The organism is Bradyrhizobium denitrificans (assembly GCF_013179005.1).
Lineage (GTDB): Bacteria > Pseudomonadota > Alphaproteobacteria > Rhizobiales > Xanthobacteraceae > Bradyrhizobium > Bradyrhizobium denitrificans.
Window position 1 is genome coordinate 1 of sequence record NZ_JABFDP010000013.1, and the last position, 19431, is coordinate 19431.

General features: G+C 63.2%; 13 protein-coding genes. 12 read left to right on the plus strand and 1 reads right to left on the minus strand.

Going from position 1 to position 19431, the window contains the following annotated elements; all coding sequences use genetic code 11:
* From HL671_RS15500 to hisC, 12 genes are all read left to right on the plus strand, one after another.
* On the plus strand, positions 1 to 1000 hold a 1000-nt coding region (locus HL671_RS15500), incomplete at its 5' end, for an LLM class flavin-dependent oxidoreductase (protein WP_172236907.1).
* Entirely contained in the window at positions 1000 to 1797 is a 798-nt protein-coding gene (locus tag HL671_RS15505) for an ABC transporter ATP-binding protein (protein ID WP_246579563.1), read from the plus strand. The genes HL671_RS15500 and HL671_RS15505, both read left to right, overlap by 1 nt.
* 17 nt (positions 1798 to 1814) lie before the next feature.
* A complete protein-coding gene (locus tag HL671_RS15510; RefSeq protein WP_172236908.1) occupies positions 1815 to 2675 on the plus strand; it encodes an ABC transporter permease in 861 nt (286 codons plus the stop codon).
* A gap of 40 nt (positions 2676 to 2715) precedes the next feature.
* On the plus strand, positions 2716 to 3555 hold the full coding sequence (locus HL671_RS15515; RefSeq protein WP_172236909.1) for a sulfurtransferase: 840 nt from the start codon (positions 2716 to 2718) through the stop codon (positions 3553 to 3555).
* A gap of 42 nt (positions 3556 to 3597) precedes the next feature.
* On the plus strand, positions 3598 to 4401 hold the full coding sequence (locus tag HL671_RS15520) for an SDR family NAD(P)-dependent oxidoreductase (protein WP_012047048.1): 804 nt from the start codon (positions 3598 to 3600) through the stop codon (positions 4399 to 4401).
* Positions 4402 to 5164: 763 nt separating this feature from the next.
* Positions 5165 to 5872, plus strand: coding sequence for a flagellar hook assembly protein FlgD (locus tag HL671_RS15525; protein WP_172236910.1), 708 nt, complete (start codon positions 5165 to 5167; stop codon positions 5870 to 5872).
* A 723-nt stretch (positions 5873 to 6595) separates the two neighbouring features.
* Complete coding sequence (locus HL671_RS15530) at positions 6596 to 8296, plus strand: flagellin N-terminal helical domain-containing protein (protein WP_041751071.1); 1701 nt, start codon at positions 6596 to 6598, stop codon at positions 8294 to 8296.
* 211 nt (positions 8297 to 8507) lie between these two features.
* On the plus strand, positions 8508 to 9908 hold the full coding sequence (locus HL671_RS15535) for a flagellar hook protein FlgE (protein ID WP_012047045.1): 1401 nt from the start codon (positions 8508 to 8510) through the stop codon (positions 9906 to 9908).
* 33 nt (positions 9909 to 9941) lie between these two features.
* Positions 9942 to 11741 (plus strand): flagellar hook-associated protein FlgK, encoded by a 1800-nt coding sequence (flgK, locus tag HL671_RS15540; protein ID WP_172236911.1) that lies wholly within the window; start codon positions 9942 to 9944, stop codon positions 11739 to 11741.
* 8 nt (positions 11742 to 11749) lie between these two features.
* Positions 11750 to 13516: a hypothetical protein gene (locus HL671_RS15545; protein ID WP_172236912.1), complete on the plus strand. Its 1767-nt coding sequence runs from the start codon at positions 11750 to 11752 to the stop codon at positions 13514 to 13516.
* A complete protein-coding gene (locus HL671_RS15550; RefSeq protein ID WP_148221557.1) occupies positions 13513 to 14649 on the plus strand; it encodes an AraC family transcriptional regulator in 1137 nt (378 codons plus the stop codon). Before HL671_RS15545 ends, HL671_RS15550 begins: the two co-directional genes overlap by 4 nt.
* Before the next feature lie 774 nt (positions 14650 to 15423).
* Positions 15424 to 16491, plus strand: a complete 1068-nt coding sequence (gene hisC / locus HL671_RS15555; protein WP_172236914.1) for a histidinol-phosphate transaminase — start codon at positions 15424 to 15426, stop codon at positions 16489 to 16491.
* A 150-nt stretch (positions 16492 to 16641) separates the two neighbouring features.
* Here hisC and HL671_RS15560 read toward each other — a convergent pair whose 3' ends face one another.
* Entirely contained in the window at positions 16642 to 19272 is a 2631-nt protein-coding gene (locus HL671_RS15560) for an autotransporter outer membrane beta-barrel domain-containing protein (protein ID WP_246579562.1), read from the minus strand.
* Between the last annotated feature and the right edge of the window lie 159 nt (positions 19273 to 19431).

A 19431-nucleotide genomic window follows, 5' to 3' on the forward strand; every position in this document is an offset into this window, starting at 1 on the left:
GACTCTAGCCAAAAATGGTCCAGTTTTCCGGCCTCAGATCAATGCGCCGGCGCAAAATTACGGCCAGATCAGGCATCTCGCCGGAGATGAGAAATACCGCAAGGCCCATGAGTTCATCTCGATCATCAATCAGCTCAGCGACAGTTGGGAGGACGGGTACTTCCGCGACGATCGTGCCAGCGGCGTTTTCGTCGACGCGTCGAAGGCCCACACCATCGACTTCAAGGGCGAATTCTTCTCCGTCAGGGGGCCGCTGAACCTTCCTCGCCCGCCGCAGGGCCAGATCCCGATCGTCCATGCCGGAGGTTCGGAGAGTTCATTCCGCTACGGCGGGCAATATGCCGATATCCGGTTCAGTCCGTTCGTCTCCACCGAGTGGAACATCGACTATTATGCGAAGGTCAAGAGCTACCTGGCACTGTTCGGGCGAAACCCGGAGGAGTTCCATGTCATCCCCGGGATCACCTTCTACGTCGCCGGCACTGACGCCGAGGCGCATCGCAAATTCCGCGAGGTGCAGGATCTTGTCGTCTCCGACTATGCGCCGGCCCATGTGGCGACGGTACTCGGACGCGACCTGAGCGCGGTCGATCGCAAGGAGCGGCTGGTCGACGTCCTGGACGACGCCGAGTTCGAGAAGAATAAGTGGCTGCGCACCGCGCTTGATGCCTTCGGCGACGAGAACGTCACCTTCCTCGACCTGTTCCACTACGTCTCCAACAGGGGCCACCTGAACCAGCCGCCCGTGGTCGGCAGCGGCAAGAAGGTGGCGCGCTGGATCGCTGATCATTTCGAGGCACGGGCTTTCGACGGGATCAAGCTGTTTCCACCCTATGCGCGAGGCCCTCTGGATGCGTTCGTCGACTTGGTGATTCCGGAGTTGCAGCGCCTCGGCGTCTACAAGACCGCGTACCAGGCCGACACGCTGCGCGGACACCTCGGCCTGCCAAAGCCGGCGAACCGCTTCTCGGCGCCGACGGCGGAGGCGGCGGCGGAGTGATGACATCCGAAGGTGTTTCCATTCGAGTGTCCGCCGTCAGCAAACGCTACAGGAGCGCTCGCGGCGAAGATGTCACGGGCCTCTCGCCGGTCAGTCTTTCGATCGCCGATGGTACCTTCGTGTCCATTGTGGGACGCTCCGGCTGCGGAAAATCGACCCTGCTGCGTCTGGTTGCGGGGCTCGAAGCGCCGAGCGGCGGCGGCATCGCCGTTCATGGGTCTCCGGTCTCGCGGCCGCCCGACAGTGTGCGGTATCTGTTCCAGAACTACGGGGAGTCGCTGCTTCCGTGGCGTACAGTCGGTGGAAACATTCAGTTCGGATTGCGACACGCCTATCGCCGGTCGATACTGACGGACCGCGCGGGAATCGGCGCGGTCATCGACGAGAAGCTGGCCGAGGTCGGTCTTGCGGGGACCGCCGACCGATATCCGTCGGAGCTGTCGGGCGGAATGCAGCAGCGCGTGGCAATCGCCCGCGCGCTGGCCTCCGAACCGCAGATCCTGTTACTCGACGAGCCGTTCTCGGCGGTGGATGCGCTGAGCCGAGCCAATCTTCAGGACCTTCTGCTTCGCATCTGGCAGTCTCATGCGCTGACGATCGTCTTCGTCACCCATGACATCGACGAAGCACTGTATCTGTCCGACCGCGTCCTGGTTCTCCAACCGAATGGCGGCGGGCTCCAGATGGACGTCGACGTGCCGCTGCCGCGTCCACGGCACCAGATCGAAACGCGTCGCGCTCCCGCATTCGTGGAAATGAGAAGCGACATCCTTAAGCGCGTCCTCGCGCCGAACTGACATGAACGGAGGCCACGATGTCCTCGCACGATGAAGCTGCCGGCCGTCTGGGGCTTGGCGCGCTCAGCAAACGCTCGCCGGGGCCGGCGCGGCCTGGAGTCGTTCTTCTGGCACGGAGATACTTTACGAGCAGGGCGTTTGGCTGGTCGATCGTCCTATTGGCTCTGGGGGCCTGGCAGATTGCCAGCACCCTTCACCGGATGCCGCAACTTCCGCCCCTGACAGACATCGGCGCGGTCTGGCTCGATCATGTGCAGAACGGGGATCTCGTTGCTGCGGTGCTCGAGACCTTGAGAATCACCGCGATCGGCTATGCATTCGCAACCGTCACGGGCGTTGTGCTGGGCTTTCTGATGGGGCGTGTTCCGGTCGTGTGGGGTGGCGCCGAACCCGTCGTGGAGATCCTCCGCCAGATCCCTATCACCGCGCTACTCCCCCTGCTGATCCTGTATCTTGGCATAGGCGATAGTTTCAAGATCGTCATCGTTATGCTGGCTGCGACGTTTCCGATCCTTCTGAATTCCTATGCCGGCGCGCGCAGCATCTCCAAGACGATGGCGATGACGGCCCAGACCTTCCAACTGAACTGGATCCAGACACAGATCGAGATCGGCTTGCCGGCGGCACTTCCCTACATCCTCGTCGGGATGCGTCAGGCGCTCGCGGTCACGTTGGTGATCGCCGTCGTTACCGGAATGCTGGCCGGCAATAGCGGCATTGGCTACTTCATTCTCGAAGCGCAGCAGGTTCTCGACGTGAAGGCGCTGTTCGCCGGCATCTTCACCATCGCGGCGATCGGTTACGTTCTGAATGCGCTCTTTCTGATGGTCGAACAACGGCTCACGCGCTGGCGCTCGCTCGGATCGGCCCGCCACTGACCGAACCCGCGAACAATCCGCTCAAACCCGGGACAAGCCGATGACGCTTCATCCGTCACTGCGATCGCCGAACACCATCAGCGTTGATGAGCTGGCCGCGCAACTCACCGCAAACCGCGATATCGCTCTGATCGACGTGCGCTTCACGCCGGGCAAGCCAGGGCGGCGGGACAGCTATCTCGAGGCCCATCTTCCAGGCGCTCTCTATATCGATCTGCCGACGGAACTGGCAGACCCTGTGGCGCGCGCCGACGGAGGCGGAAGCAATCCGCTGCCGGATCCGACGCGGCTCCAGGCCGATCTTCGCCGGCTGGGCATCGGCAGGTCCTGTTCGGTCGTCGTCTATGACGACAGCAACGGTGCACCGGCGGCGCGCGCTTGGTGGGTGTTGAGGTGGGCCGGCATCGCCGACGCGAAGCTGCTCGATGGTGGACTGAACGCCTGGAAAGCCGCCGGTCTGCGGCTCACCAGCGGAGAGGTCCTGCCGCGACAGTCGAGCGACATCGAGGTCAGGGCCGGCGCGCTTCCGTTCCTTCAAGCCGACGAGGCGGCCGCGTTTCCGGCGAAAGGAACGCTGGTCGACGTGCGGCCGCTCGCGCAATTCGGCGCTGACGGGACCGGGCACATTCCCGGAGCGAAGAGCTTTCCGGCGGAGCAGCTTCTCGGCCCCGACAAGAAGCTGCTCGCCAGATCGGAAATTGCCGCTCGGCTGGAGCAGGCCGGCATCGACATCGCCCGACCGCTTGCCACCTATTGTGGAGGCGGCATCGCTTCGACCCTTTTCGTCCTCGCGCTTGCTGAGATCGAAAAGGAAGTGAGCTTGTATCCGGGCTCTTGGTCGGAATGGATCGCCGGAGGCAGGCGACCGATCGAACGTTGATCATCGAATTGCGGAAACGCGGCCAATGAATGGGAGCGCAGCATGAGCATTCAGGACATCTTTGCAGTCAAGGACAAGAAGGCGCTGGTTACGGGCGGTGCCAGCGGGATCGGCCTCGCGATTGCCGAGGGTTTGGCGGAGAACGGCGCTGTCGTCGCGATCGTTGACCGCAATAAAGAGGCCTTGGAGCGCGAGATCGCGCGGCTGATCAGCCGCGACCTCAGGGTGTCCGGGGTCCATGGCGACGTGGCGGCCGACGGGTTCGACGCGACGATCGAGGCCGCGATCGCGGCGCTCGGCGGTGTCGATATCGTGTTCGCCAATGCCGGGATCAGCGGCGGTTATGGACCAGGCGTCGGCGGCAATGACGCCGGCCTGCTGCAGAATATTGATCTCAAATCTTGGAATCACACCATCGGCGTCAACCTGACCGGCATCGTCTCAACCTTGAAGGCGACGATCCCGACTCTGAAAGAACAGCGCTCCGGGAAGATTGTGGTGACCGCTTCGATCGCTGGGCTGCGCGCCAATCCCTCGATCGGCTATTCCTACACGGCTTCGAAAGCTGCCTTGGTCCTGCTGATCAAGGAACTTGCCCTGGAACTGGCGCCGTTCGGCGTGCAGGTCAACGGTCTGGCTCCTGGACCGTTCAAGACCAATATCAATGGCGGTCGTTTCTTCGACCCGGATAACGCGGCACGCGAGGCCGCAACAGTCCCGCTCGGCCGCCTTGCTCAGCCGCACGAGATCAAGGGATTGGCGCTGCTGCTGTCGTCCGATGCCTCCAGCTATATCACGGGCGCCGTCATTCCGATCGATGGTGGCAAGACCGCAGGCGGCAATTAACTCCTGCCGAAGAACACCGCAAAGATATGATGCTGACCAAGATCTCACAGAAGAGGCACGACCGGAGGGGCGCGGCCGGTTCGAACGCTCATCGATCGCGGACGAGTCGAACGGGAAGCGACGGAAAATTAATACGCAGTATCAAAAGCGTAGGAGATCGTGGCTTTACTCTGAATACGCGTATTTTGCATTATTGAGACGCAGCGGAAGCGAGGATCCCTTCCAACGAGCCGGCGTTCGGACGACCCTGTGGGGCGTCCCTGAACAGATGACAGGGGGCGTGACCGATCGCCTCCCATCATGACCGAGGTCCGTTGCTGGCCGATGCGCCAGGAGCCTCGCGCAGGAGAGATGGCGGTCGCGGCCGCTGGGACGACGGGATCATCAATCGTCCTTCATCGTCATCGAGGCATCTGGGGCAGGGCGGCAGCGTCGGCGCGCACAGTCAGCAAAGATCGCCTTGCGAATGATGAAGCTGATCTCATTCGCACCTCGGCGCGCTTATCTGTAGCGAGACCCGCGTCGCATCGGCACGCGAGCAACGGCTACGCGCTTCGTCGTCGAATATCCGTCCTCTACAAGGATGAAGGGAGAGGCTTCCTCCACCAACGATGAGTGAGTCGGCCTAGCCGCAACTAGCCGTATCGGTTCTCGCCGTAATGTTGCCGCAAGCTAGGAGGTGTGGACTGACAACATCGAATCGATCCCGCGCGCGCAATCCCATGATTGCGGGTCGCGAGTACTTTGAGGCCGTGAGCACGAGATGGGCATTGAATCGACCTCATCACCTCAGAAGGCAGTCGCCACAGGGTCAAAGACCCGCACAGAGGAGCCGGTCAAGCCGTCGGCCAGCGCACGGGCGGGAATCGCAGACAATTTTCAGTCATTCCTGACGCTGCTCACAACGCAGCTCAATCACCAGAACCCTCTCGATCCGCTCAACGTCAATCAGTTCACCCAACAGCTCGTCCAGTTCGCGCAGGTCGAGCAGCAGCTCAAGGGCAACACGCTTCTCGAACGGCTCGTCGAGGCTCAAAAATCGACGCAATCGACACAGGCGTTGATGCTCGTCGGCAGGACGGCAGTGGTCGATGGCAGCGACGCCAGCCTCGCGAAGGGCGGCTCCGCCGTGTGGAACCTGAGATCCCCCAAGAGTGCCACGGCCACGGTTTCGGTGAGGAACGTGACCGGTCAGTTGGTCTATTCCGCGACCCGTGCATTGAACTCCGGCGATACAAGCTTTTCCTGGGACGGCCAGGCGAGCAATGGTGCGATGTGCCCTCCCGGCCAGTACAGATTGGTCGTCGATGCGAAGGACATCGGCGGAAAGTCCATCGCCGTGGCGGCAGAGGCGCAGGGCGTCGTTGAATCTGTCGACCTCACCAAGAGTCCAATCATGCTGTCGATCGGCGGTCGAAACTATCCGCTCGACAGTGTCAGGCGGGTGATCCACGCGAGCGCACGGGTCTAGATGTCGACTTCTGATATTGCGCCGATGCCGCCTACGACGAGCAAGGGCCTATCGATTGTGTGTAGGCATCGGTGCGTTTCCGGAGTTTCGGCCTTCCTGACACGCGCGTACCGCTAGCGAACGACGCGGCGCGCTGTTCTGTTGGCGGCCGAGAAGCCGGCGTAGCGTACAAGATCGGCCTGACGGCGGATGCTGTGGCGTCAACCGCCAGGGCCTCGGATTGTCGTGCTCCGCAAAGCCGGCGGTGCGATCGCGTGCGTCTCGCGACGAGCAAATGCCGCGACGAGCCCTCTCGCTCTTCGGGCCAGTTGCAAGTCGAATTGATAAGAGCGCTTTCAGTCAAGCCTGTCAGCCCGCCGTGTCGGCAAGTCAACTATCTTGTCGCGACTGGCGCAGTGGTCGCGCAATCGTTGATTGAAGTTCGCGCGGCTCGGTCGCCCTCTAGATCCAGCCTCATCAGCTAATAATCCCAGGACATTCGCAGTCAGGGCAGTCGCGCCGGACCGTGCGCTGTGCCGCGCCTTCGTGCGTCGCATGCCGATGAGCATGAAATAACGACGACATCGATTCTCGATCGATAAGTACAAAAAGTACCTCGATGAGGACGGAGGGTGTCAAAACGGCGCGTGGAGGGCTCGAGGAATTTCGATGTCGTAAATAGTCCGGGGCGAGGCTCACGCTCGTCGCATGAAGCGGCGAAAAGAGAAGAGAAAGATCTCAGCCATGCCCTCCGAAATCACACTGTCTGCTGCCACGCGCCAGAATTTGCTGTCGTTGCAGGACACAGCGTCCCTGCTCGCGACAACCCAGTCGCGCCTGTCGACCCAGAAGAAGGTCAACTCCGCACTGGACAACCCGGTGAACTATTTCGCGGCGCAGAGCATGACGGCCCGCTCCGCAGACCTGATGTCCTTGATGGACGGAATCTCGAACGGCATCCAGACCATCCAGGCTGCGAACCAGGGCATCACGCGCATTCAGGGGCTTGTCGACTCCGCCAAGAGCACCGCGCAGCAGGCGCTTGCGGTTCAGAACACGGCGTCCGGCTCCGCTGCGACGGGCGCGGTGGTTGCCGCATCCAGCGGCAAATCGCTGCTCGGCCCAGGCACCGGCGCTGCGGCTGATGGCACTCACGACTACAGCGCGGCATCGGCGGCCTCGGTCTTCACCGTCACCGACAATTTCGGCAATGCCACCACGGTCTCGCTGGATCGCTCTCGCCTGGCGCAGAGTGTGCGAGACATCTCGAAGGTCACGTCGACCGAAATCCTCACCCAGATCAATCAGCAGCTGAACCAGGCGGGCGCATTTGCAACCGCGTCGATGACGAATGACGGTCGCCTGACGTTCACCTCGACCCTCACGGGCTCGGATGCGAAGCTCACGATCTCGGGCGGCGGCGCCACCAACACGGTTGATGTGGGCTTTGGAACCGGCGCACTGACCGCTGTCGCCGCGTCCGGCATCGATGCGACGGATGGCTCGGCCAAGGCGAGCGTCACGGGCGCAGCGATCGGCGCGCTCGGAACGGCCAGCAATTTCGACCTGACCGCTGGCGACGCCTCCATCACGGTCCAGCTCGGCAATGGTCTCACCAAGACCATCAATCTGAACAAGACGGCCGACGCAGCCCTCGGCGTGGCCACTTTGAAGGCTCAGGATATCGCGGCCGCGATCAACCGTCAGCTCAATGCCGATACCGGCATTTCGGGCAAGGTGATCGCGACCTATGACAATGCTGCGGGCACGGTTTCGCTTCGTACGACGGCCTCGGGCGGCGATCAGAAGCTGACGGTGACCTCGGCCGCTGCGAGCACGAAGGACATCGGCTTCGGTACCGCTGGAGACGCAACGAAGGCGAGAACTGCGGCTGGCGCCGGAGCGACCGCAGCGAACGGAACCAATCAGCGCGCGGCTTTGGCGCAACAGTTCAATGAACTGCTGAACCAGATCACCATGGCGGCGCAAGACGCGCGGTTCCAGGGCGCCAACCTGCTCTACCGCACCGGCAGCGATCCGAAAGAAAACACGCTGCACATGACCTTCAACGAGAAGGACACGAGCTATCTCGACATCAAGGGCGTCAAGTTCGACGCGTCCGGTCTGGGGATCACTCAGTCGAGCGGCAACTTCGCGACGAACGACGAGGTCAAGACCGCGCTCAGTCAGTTGATGAATGCATCATCGACGCTGCGCAGCCAAGCCTCGACGTTCGGCTCGAATCTGACGGTGATTCAGAACCGGCAGGCGTTCACCAAGAACATGATCAATATTCTCGATGTGGGCGCAAACAACCTCACGATCGCCGATCTGAACGAAGAAACTGCAAACCAGAACGCGCTGAGCTTGCGCAACTCGCTCGGTATTTCGGCCTTGTCGCTCGCCAACCAGGCGCAGCAGGGCATCCTCCAGCTTCTCCGCTAGCGCGTTGATCTTCGCATCGTCATAACGCGCTCTGAGCGCGTGATGACGGGGCAGCTCACGCATATCCGGGAACGTGTCGATGATGTCCTGCTTATCGTTGCTTCGCGCGCGGTGAAGCCGCGGAGCACACGGGAAAAACAACGACGGGCGGCCGGCAGGCCGGGCGCCCAAAACCATCCCTCATCTCCAATCTTCGATACGAGACAGAAAAATGAGCATCTCGACCGCTCTGTTGACGGCATTCAGCGGCATGAAGGCGCAGTCTTACGCGATGGCCAACATCTCCGGCAACATCGCCAATACCCAGACGCCAGGCTACAAATACGTCGACACAAGCTTCTCTGATCTCATCAGTTCGCAGACCAGGAAGCAGGCGGTGGCAGGAAGTGTCGTTGCGGAAGCGAGGTTCACCAACTCGGTCCAAGGGGCGCTTCGCGCGACGGGCACGTCGACCAACATGGCGATCAATGGTCCCGCGTTCTTCTCCGTCCAACAGAAGACGGGTGACAGCAAATTCTCCGGAGTTCCGCTCTACACGCGCCGAGGAGACTTCACGATCGACAAGGACGGCTATCTGATGAACGGGGCCGACCTGTATCTGTTCGGGACCAATCTCGATCCCGCGACCGGGAGTGCAGTCTCGTCCGGCCCGATCAGGATCAACAACTCCAACATGCCGGGCCGGCAGACCACGAGGATCGACTACGGCGCCAATCTGCCGAAGGCGCCGGTGACGACGGCGGGGTCGGCCGGTGATTCCACGCCCTACGCGGTCGCCACTGCGATCGTGACCGATCCGACGCTGGCCACACCTGATACCAGCAAGAAGGTGCCTGCGGCGCAGGCGCAATCCTTTCTCGATAAGTCGCTTCCAGGCCCCTCGCTGACGATGTATGGCGCCGGAGGCACGCCCGTGTCGGTCTCGACACGTTGGGCGAAGGTGCAGGACGCCAACGCCGCGGCCACGCCTCCGAAGAACGCGACCTGGAACTTGTTCTACGCGTCGAGCTCGACCGGGTCGAAGGCCAGCGACTGGACCAATGTGGGGCACGCCTTCGCCTTCGATGGCGCCGGAAAATTCGTGCCGCCCGCCGCTGCTGTCGTGGCGGGAGATGGAAGTGTGGCGTTGAAGATCCCGCAATTGACCGTCGACGGCGTCAATTCGGGCGATGTCACGCTCAGCATCGGCTCGGGTGGCCTGACGCAACTGGCGACGTCCTCCGGCGCTGTGACGACCAACACGCTGGCTCAGGACGGCTACCCGGCGGGAAGTCTCAAAAGCCTCTCGGTTACATCCGAGGGAACGATCGTCGGCACCTTCACCAATGATATGACCGCTGCCGTGGCTGTGGCCGGCGTTGCGAACTTTGCCAATCCGAACGCGCTCAAGCCGGCGTCCGGCGGCAGCTATGAGCAGACGCGCGACTCCGGTCCGCCGATCGCCGGCCTCAATGGCGCAACCATCGTCGGCGGCAATGTCGAGGCCTCCAACAGCGATGTCGCGGGCGAATTCTCCAAGCTGATCGCGACGCAGCAGGCCTATTCGGCCAACGTCAAGGTCATGACGACCTCCCAGCAGATGATGTCCGACCTGCTCAACGCGATCCGCTGATCGTACGCGCTGCTGCTGGACCGGAGACGCCTGATGTTGACGAACGCCTTCAATACCGCAACCGCGGGTCTGCAGACGCTCCAGGTCGCCATCGGAACGGTCTCGCAGAACGTCGCCAATTCCGGCGTTGCCGGATACACGCGGCGCGTTGTGTCGACGGAGTCCGCAGGGCCCGGCAATTCCGGAGTTGCGGTCGCCAGGATCGACCGCACCTTCGATGAGATGGCGCTGAAGCAGATGCGGCTCGAAAGCGCGCATGCGGCCTATGCGTCGGCCAAGGCCGACATCCTGGCGCAGATCGACAAGCTCAGCGGCAAGCCAGCTGATTCCAGCGCGCTCGATGCTCGTCTCAATGGCCTCGCCAAGTCGTTGCTGGCGTTGGCTTCGAATGGCGCGTCAGCGAGCAGCCGCAGCACGGTCGTGGACGCGGCATCCGTTCTTGCTGACAAGATCCGCGGGATGGCGGATGCCCTCCAGGCCATGCGTGACAGTACCAATAAGCGGCTTGCGGCCGAAGTGTCCGCCGCCGACGGCTTGCTGACGTCGATTGCGGATCTGAACATCAAAGCTACCACCGTAACCGACAACGCAACACGCGTGGGTATTCTTGATCGCCGTGACCAGCAGATCACGGAACTCGCCCGCTATATGGAAGTGAAGTCGATTCGTCAGCGCGACGGCGGTGTCACTCTGATGACAGCGTCGGGTCTGACCCTGGTCGAGCGTGGTGCTGCCACGAAGCTGTCCTTCATCGATCGGTCGCCAGCGACCGGCGGCGGTGCGATCTTGGCCACCCTGCCGGGCGGAGTTGGGCTCGAGCTCGATGCCTCGGCGGTCTCATCAGGCTCGATCGCAGCCAATCTGGAGATTCGCGATGCCATTCTGCCGCGCGCCCAGCGTCGGCTCGACGATCTCGCGTTCGGGCTCGCCCAGGCGTTCACGAATACGACGGTGACCGCCGGTCGCCGTGGCGCCGGCTTCGACCTTCGCCTGGATGATGTCGCCCAGATGCAACCCGGCAATACGATCACGATTGCGGTCGGTTCGGGCGACACGCAACGCACCATTGTTCTCGTCGCATCCAATCTCGCTTCGAAATCGCTGGACGTTGCGCAGCCGCCCGGCCGCGTCCAGACCTTCGCGATCCCACCGGCTCCGGTGACGTCGCAGGCCTATGCCGCTGCGCTATCCACCGCGATCTCGGCCACCGCACCGGGCCTGACGGTGACAAGCGGCGGCTCCAACAGCATCACGGTCGGCGGGGACGGCATTCAGAGCGTGACAGCTTCCGTCACCCAGCCGAAAACCGCGGGCGACCTCTCTGGCGGCTATCCAAAGCTCGCTGTTTTCGTCGATGGCGCGGCGAATGCGCTGGTGAACGGGGCGATGGATGATGGTCCCCAGCGTGCGGGATTGGCTGCCCGCCTCGCGGTGAACACGGCGCTGAAGGCCGATACGTCGGCCCTTGTCGCCGTGGGCTCGTCACCGTCGGCGCTGTCGCGTCCGCAGGCCCTGTACCAGGCGCTGACCTCCGAGAAGCAGGGCTTCTCTTCGCCGAACGGCAGCAGCAACCGGTCCCCCGCCATGACGACGGTGATCTCGTTCGCGCAGGACGTGGTGGCGGCCGCGGGCTCCGAAGCCGCGGCCTCAGCCACCGTTGCCGACCAGCAAAACGTCGCAAAGGCCAACGCCGATGCCTGGTTCTCGAAGGGCGCGAGCGTGAACATCGACGAGGAGATGTCGCGGCTGATTGCGCTGCAGACAGCCTATGCAGCCAATGCTCGCGTGCTGACCGCAGCCCGCGAGATGATCGACCTTCTGCTCAGGGCGTGAGGCTTGGCATGACCACGATCTACCCCAGCATCCCCGCGAGCAGCTACCCGATCGGCCGCAGCGCAGCCGACCTGATGGCGCTCAAGCAGCAGATTGATCAATTGTCGTCGCAATTGAGCAGCGGCCGGGTCGGCGAGACCTTCGCCGGGCTGGGTGCCAGCCGATCGGACAGTCTGAGTGCCCGGGCGATGCTGAGTGCGCTGGATGGCTATGATGTCGGAATCACGAGCGCCCAACCGCGGGTCCAACTGATCTCGACCAGCGTCGCGCAGATCTCGAAATCGGTTGTCACGCTGCGCAACGCGTTGGTGAGCAACAATCCCGGAGCAGGCGCCAGCGAGGCGCTTGCACGTGATGGACTTGAGAGCACGATCGCCGTTCTCAATCAGCAGATCGGTGGCCGCTACGTGTTCGGCGGACGAGAGGACAGGATGCCGCCCGTCGCGAGCGCCGCCGTGCTGCTTGACGGCGACAGCAGCGACCCTGCGAAGCCATTGGCGGGACTCAAGGCCCTGGTGGCGGAGCAGACGCGGGCCGACAGAGGTGACGGCACCGGCCGGCTGGCAGTGTCAAGGCCAAGCCCGACCAGCGTCCAGCTCAGAGAGGATGCCGACCCCGGAGCCCGAGCGAACTTCGGCTTCACGCTTGCTGGCGCCGCCGTCGTGTCGAGCAGCTTCGCGACTGTGAGCCATTCGGCCGGCACCATCGACGGCGCCGGGCCACAATTCGCGCAGGCTCCGCTCCCGAGCGACCGTTTTCGCGTGGTGGTCAATCAGCCGTCCGGCGGACAGAAGACGTATGACCTGAGCGGCGCCGATCTGGCTGATATCAGCTCGCCGGCCAATGCGGCGTCCTCCCTGCTAGCGCTGCTCGGCAACGGCAAGATCGCCAGCGTCCAGAGCGCGACGCCCCCCGGGCTTCAGGCGACGTTTGCCACCGGCGGTACAGCCGGAGCGCTGACCATCGATGTTGCACGCCAGCCCGCGGTCGGTGACCAGCTCTCGATCAAGCTGGCGCTGCGCGACGGAACTACCACCACTGTGACCCTGCAGGCGCAGTCCAGGGTCGATGCGGACTCGGCGTCGGACTTTGCCATCGGCGCGACCCTGACGGAGACCGCGCAGAACATCTCCGAGTCCTTGCGCCGCGCCTTGGCTCGCGCGTCCGATACAGTCTTGGCGGCGAGCTCGACCGTGCGCGCGACACAGGATTTCTTCGCCGGACAGAGCGCGCCGGGACTTGCGGCGCGGCGGATCGATTTCAGCGCAGCTACGCCCGCCTACGCGCAGATCGCATCCACCTCGACCGTCACCTGGTATCGCGGCGAGGGATCGACCGCGGCTCCGCGCGAAGCGGTGGTCGTGCAGACGTCGTCGACCAGCGCGTTGGCCGTTGGCGCGCGCGCCAACGAGGACGCCCTTCGTTCGGCCCTGGCCGGGCTTGCATCCGTTGCCGCGAGTGGATCTGGAACGACAACCGCGGCTTCAACTGAGCGCTCGAAGTCGCTCGCATCCCGTGCACTGGCGCTGCTACCCACGCAAGAGGCCGTCGACGGGATCACCAATGATTTCGGGCTCGCCCAGGCGGCGCTCTCCGAGGCCCAGTCTGAAAACAAGGCGATCCGCGCAATCCACCGGACCCAACTTGACCGTCTCGAGAGCGCTCCGGCCGAAGCGGTCGTGGCTGAGCTCGTGAGCCTGCAGAACAGATTGCAGGCGAGCTACCAAGTCACCGCGATGATCTCCAAATTGTCCCTGGTCAACTATCTCCGATGATCAGCGCTTCATCTCCCGCCCAGGAGGCGGCACCTTCGCAACTCGAACGACGCTGGTCCGGCAAGTCCGGTAATGCCGCGGTAATGCGCCGGCGGAATATGACTGCGACCGACGAATCGGGCGCTGCAAATATGCCGCTCAAATTGATAGATCTGAGATCCTCAGAAGCGGACGATGATCAAATCCGGCTCCGGACGTGGCAGGAGCTCACGGCAAGCTTGTTCGTCACCGATCAGGCCGTTGCGGCGCAATCGGTCTGCGATATTTTTCTGCGCTGCTACCACCTGGAGCGGATGCTCTTCTTCGACCATAGAGCCTGCGCGCATCGGGCGGAGCGCACACAGTCCCAGATCGTAACGCAGGGTGTCGACCACATCTTCATTGCGTTACAGACAGCCGGTGCCACCCGGATGGCGCATGTCGACGGCGAGCTTGTTGCGACGCCCGGCGATTTTGTTGTTCTCGACCTTGCGCGCAGCTTTCGTCTCGCCACGGAAGGCATGTCTGCCATCCAGATCTGCATTCCCAGGCGCCATATCGCGCAATATGCCGGCCGTCCAAATGCGCCGGCTGCAAGGGTTCTGCCGTCACGCGGCAATCCGCTGCTGAAGCTGCTGGCCGATCATTTGTTGAATATGCGGGCATGCCTGACGCGCGCCGACGCCGAGCAGAGAAATCATCTGACCTCAGCGGCGCTTGCGATCTGCAACGCGGTCCTGACTGCGGACGATGAAGATCGCGGCGACGATCTTGCGCCGGCTGAGATCCAGCTTCGTCAATTCGTCGCGCAGAACCTTCATCGGCCCGATCTTGGCGTGGAGCTGCTCTGTGCGACGTTTGGTCTCTCTCGGACCCCGTTGTACAAGCTGTTTGAGGCCGATGGTGGCGTCGCGAATTATATCCGAGATCGGCGCATGGCCCATGCTATGCGGATCTTGGCCTGCGCCGATGGTGGAGCCGCACAGCGCGTCTCGACGGTTGCTTACGCCTGCGGCTATCAATCCGAGAAGATCTTCAGCCGTGCCTTTCGTCGCCGGTACGGCATCAATCCCAGCCAGGTGAAGCGGGCATTTCCGCAGGTCTCCATCCGGCCCAAGGGCGCGCTTCTGGCCTCGTGGCTTCAGAACCTGTGATCGCGCTAGGCGGTGTGCCGTCATATTCCGGTAATGTCCGTGTCTCGATAGAGGACGCGTGCAACGTGTCTGCAGCAGGACGATGTCGGGTTGCGGCGTCTCTCGAGATAGGCGGCTTTGACCACGTTGCATCTTGGTTGTTTGTACTGCTGCAAGCCTCGCCGCGTGCAGATGGACGATTTGCGTTCGCCAGCCGCGTCGGTTTAGCCGATGCAACCATGGTGGCAGGCTGTTCGGGAGGGCGTATCCCACGCCTCCTGAACAGTCTCGCAGGCCCTCGATGTTCTGACGCTGACAATATTCTGATCCCGAAGGTGAGTGGGCGAGTGATTGCAGCCGAGTGAGCGGCACGTCGGATCGATCGCTGGTCTGCCGCTGATCGGTCGGCGAGAACCCCGGCGTCATCCTTGGCATGCTGCCGACGGTCTGCTCTCGCTGCGCGGGAGCCCTGTGCAGACACCAAGGCATCGAAACGGCTTGGAGCCGTGCTCGCATGTGTCCGGGCGGCGGTATCTTTCATCCACTGCTGGCGCGATGCGGAACCGACCGGCCGTTCTTATCCCGCGGCAATGTGCTGCCGGAGAGGGCAGGTCATTGCGCCGCACCGCGCGATTGACTAGCGTACGGTGAGATCATGTTCAATGCTGGTCTCGGAGCCACGCGTTCGAGGCCTTCCGGACGCGCCTTTGGCCGTTGCCCGCCAACCGCTGTGTCGCGATCCGCTTCTTTCCGGTCGAACTGTGTCGGGCGTCGCGGGTCCGCAGGAGGAAAGTCTTGAGCCGTTTCTGGTCAGAACTCGCCCGGGGGCTGTCGCCTTATGTTCCGGGCGAGCAGCCGCAAATTCCGGGCCTCATCAAGCTCAACACCAATGAGAGCCCGTTCGGTCCGTCGCCAAAGGCCATCGAGGCCATCCGAGCCGCCGCGGCCGATACGCTTCGGCTCTATCCCGATCCGCAGGCGACGCGGCTGCGCGAGGTGCTGGCGGCGTATCACAACGTGGCCCCGGAGCAAATCTTCGTCGGCAACGGCTCGGACGAGGTGCTTGCCCACGCTTTCGCGGCACTGCTGAAGCAGTCGGACCCATTGCTGTTCCCGGATGTGACCTACAGCTTCTATCCCGTTTATTGCCGGCTGCTCGGCATCGACCACACGACGGTTCCACTGGATGCCGAGATGCGGGTGCGGGTCGACGACTATCTCGGCCGCACTGGACCGGTGATCCTGGCCAACCCGAATGCGCCGACGGGCATCGCGCTGCCGCGCACGGAGATCGCGCGGCTGGTGTCATCGCGCCCCGAGGCTGCCGTCGTAATCGATGAAGCCTACGTCGATTTCGGTGCCGACAGCGCCATCCCGCTGATCCGCGACCACCCGCACCTTCTGGTCGTTCACACCATGTCGAAGTCGCGTGCGCTCGCCGGGCTGCGCGTCGGCTACGCCATTGGCGATGCCGAGCTCATTCAAGGCCTGACGCGGGTCAAGGACAGCTTCAATTCATATCCGCTCGGGCGGCCCGCCCAGGCCGGCGCGATCGCCTCGATCGAAGACGATGCGCATTTTCAGCAGGCGCGTGCGGCCATCATGCGGAATCGCGACGACCTCACGGCCGCACTGGTTCGCCTCGGCTTCGACGTCCTGCCATCAAGCGCGAATTTCGTCTTCGCTCGTCATCCGGATCGTTCTGGCCAGTCCTTGGCTGCGGCCTTGCGCGAACGCGCGGTGCTCGTCCGGCATTTCACGGCGTCCCGCATTGCCGACTACCTCCGGATCACAATCGGCTCGGAAGCGGAGCTGGCGCGCTTGACGGCGGCGTTGCGCGAGGTTCTGGCGCAGAACAGCTGATTGCACTGCAGTCAGCTCACATAGATGCCGTCGTCATGCGGTCGTCTCGGACAATCACGGGAATTTGCCGTCGTAGTTCGGCGAGAGTGTGGTCCATCGGCGAGAACATCCGGCGGATCTCGGTTCTCGCGCGAATTGGCAAGTCTCGGCTCACCAGGCGTAGCGGACCAGCCCCTTGCCTGCGTAGGAGCGCGTGACGTTTGAGAACTCGCCCTCGAAACTTGCGCCAGCCGACCAGCCGTTGACCCAATTCACTTCCGCCGAAGCGGTCGTCAATGCGGAATCGGCCGCTTGTGGCGCGCCGTTGACGATGAAGCTGGCCGCAGGCAACGCCTGGAAGGTTGCCGCCGCCGCCCGGTTCGGATTGAAATCATGCGCCCAGGCGAGGCGGCCGCGCAGAGTCAGCACGCCATTCTGCATGGCAAAGGATTTGTCGCTCCGCAGGCCGAGCTCGGTGCGGGTGTCGGTCGGCGTTCTCGCGGCATAGGCGAGCGCGAATGCGCCGCCGCCGGAGACGACGCGCTCGGCATAGGCGGGCAAATCGAAGGTTGTGACCTGGGCTGCCGCATAGGGCGTGAGGCCCATGCCGCTGATCCACGGCATGACGAAGCGTGTGCCGCCCTCGATACGGGCGGAATAGGCATTGGCGTTGAACGTTGCAGCGAGATGGTCGGAGCCTGCAATGGTGACGACGCGGTCGGTGCTCACGGCCTGCCAGCCATAGGCAAGCGCAGCCGCGACATAGCCGGGGCCCTGCACGTGACGGATGTAAGCCCCTGCCTGGAATAGGTCGGAGCGACCCCAGCCCTGGCCGGTGACATTGAAATTGGTGCCGCCCCCCGCCAACGCGAAGCCGGCGAGCGTGTTCGGCGAGAGCTGATAGTCTGCCCCCACCGCGGTGCCATATAGGCTGCTCGCGCTATTGGCCGAGCCGCCGGCGGCATTGCCATCGGTGGTCTGCGAGCCGCCAAAGCCGGCCGCCCACATGCTCCAACGCGACGCGAAGGGCGCAGCCGGCGCTTTGGTCACCATGGCAAAGGCGTCGTCGCGGCGGCGTGCGGCATAGGCGGCGCGCCCGTCCTCCTCGGCATAACCGGTCGCGGTGCTCGGGCCACCAAACGTGTTTCCGCGTTGCGTCGGATCGCTGACGAGGCCCATGAACTGGCTCATGGCGCTGAACGTCGTTTGTTGCGCCGAGCTGCCGATCTGGCCGGCAGCCTGCGCAAGGCCGGCTGGCGTCAGCGATGCATAAATCGCGGACATGCCGCCGCCGGCGTTGAAGGCGCTGGTCAAGGCGTCGCCGACGGCGCGTTGATTGCCATTCAGCCCCGGGATGCCGCTGTAGCCCAGTGCGACGGTCAGATAGACGTTGTTGGCATCATAGCTGAGCGAGCGCGTGAGCGTGGTCGAATTTGCACTGACGGTCGGCGCGAACGTGCCGGAGATGCCGCCGGTCGCGCTCAGGATCGTGTAGGATTTTGCGATGTAGCTGCCGGGCGCGAATGCGACGTTCACGGTTGCCCCACCGAGCGTCGCGATGCCGCTGACATTGGTCGTGGAGGCGTTCGTCGGCGAGACCTGCACCAGGTAGATCGCCCCGGATTGGAAGGCGAGATTGCCGGAAATGGAGAGCGATGTACCAGCCGCGCCGCTGCCGGGCGCCAGAATGCCGCCGTTCGCAACACTGGTGCGGCCGAGCGTGCCGGTGCCACTGAGCGTGCCGCCCGCGTTCACGGTCGTGCTGCCTGCGGAGGCGAGATTGCCGTCGACACGCAGCGTGCCGCCATCGACATTCACGGCGCCGGTGTACGTGGTGGTTCCGGTCAGGCTCCAGACCGAGCCGCCGACCTTATTGAAGGTGGAGAAGTCGCGATACTGCGCGGTGCTGCCGAGTTGCGAAAGGTCGAAGCTCGCGGTGCCGCTGCCGCCGAGCTGCAACGCATTGTTGGTGCTTCCGCCCACCAGGCCATTGATGACGGACCCCGGTGCGAGCGTCAGGGTGTTGCCCGGTCCGAAGAAGTTGATTCCGCCATTGATCGTACCGGCATTGATGATCGAGGAGCCTGCGGCGGAAATGCCATAGGCGGCACCGCTGATCGTGCCATCATTGAAGATCAACGAATTAGTTCCGAGGACTACGCCACCTCCTGAACTGCTGCTGATCGTTCCCGAATTCAGAACAGTAAGAACCCCGTTGCCGCCGCTAACTCCCGCATTTGTTCCACTCATGACGCCTCCAGCGAGGTTCACGAGGGTCCCCGAGCCGAACGGACTGATGAAGCCTGCCGAACCAGAGATGGTGCCGGAGTTGGCAATGGCGAAGGTGGAAAACGCCTCGATCCCGTTATTGGTCCCCGTGATGACTGCGCCTGCCGAATTGATAATCGCGAGAGAGGCGCCCTGCACACCCTCGAAGCCGCTGATCGATCCCGCATTCAGGACGCTACCGCCTTGAATTCTGATCCCGGCATTGGTTCCGCTCACGGTCGCTGCGGTCGCGACATTGATCGTCACGCCCGTCTCGGCGCCGGAGCCATAGCCGAAAGTGCTGCCGCTGGTTCCGGGGGCACCTGCGCCCTGATTGGTGGTCGTGCCGGCGCAGGTCGCGGTCACATTGTTGGCCGCCGCCGGCGTACAGTCGGCTTTGGCCGAGCCGGTCCCGAGTGCCAGCGCGGCAAGGCCGAGGGCCAGTGCCGAAGCGCTGGTTTGGCTGGAGAAACGACGAACCTGCCGTCGGACGGTGGTTGATTCACAAAGGCCCTGTCCGACTCGCAAGATCATTCCGCCACCCCATCGCAACTACGCACACAAACGTGAACATCGTATCATTTGAAACGTGGCGGGTGTTTGTGGAAATGATGAGTAATATCTCGACAAGTTCGAGGTGTTGCCAACTCGTCACACAGGTAGTGATCTCGCGATGTGCTCGTATTGAGGGAG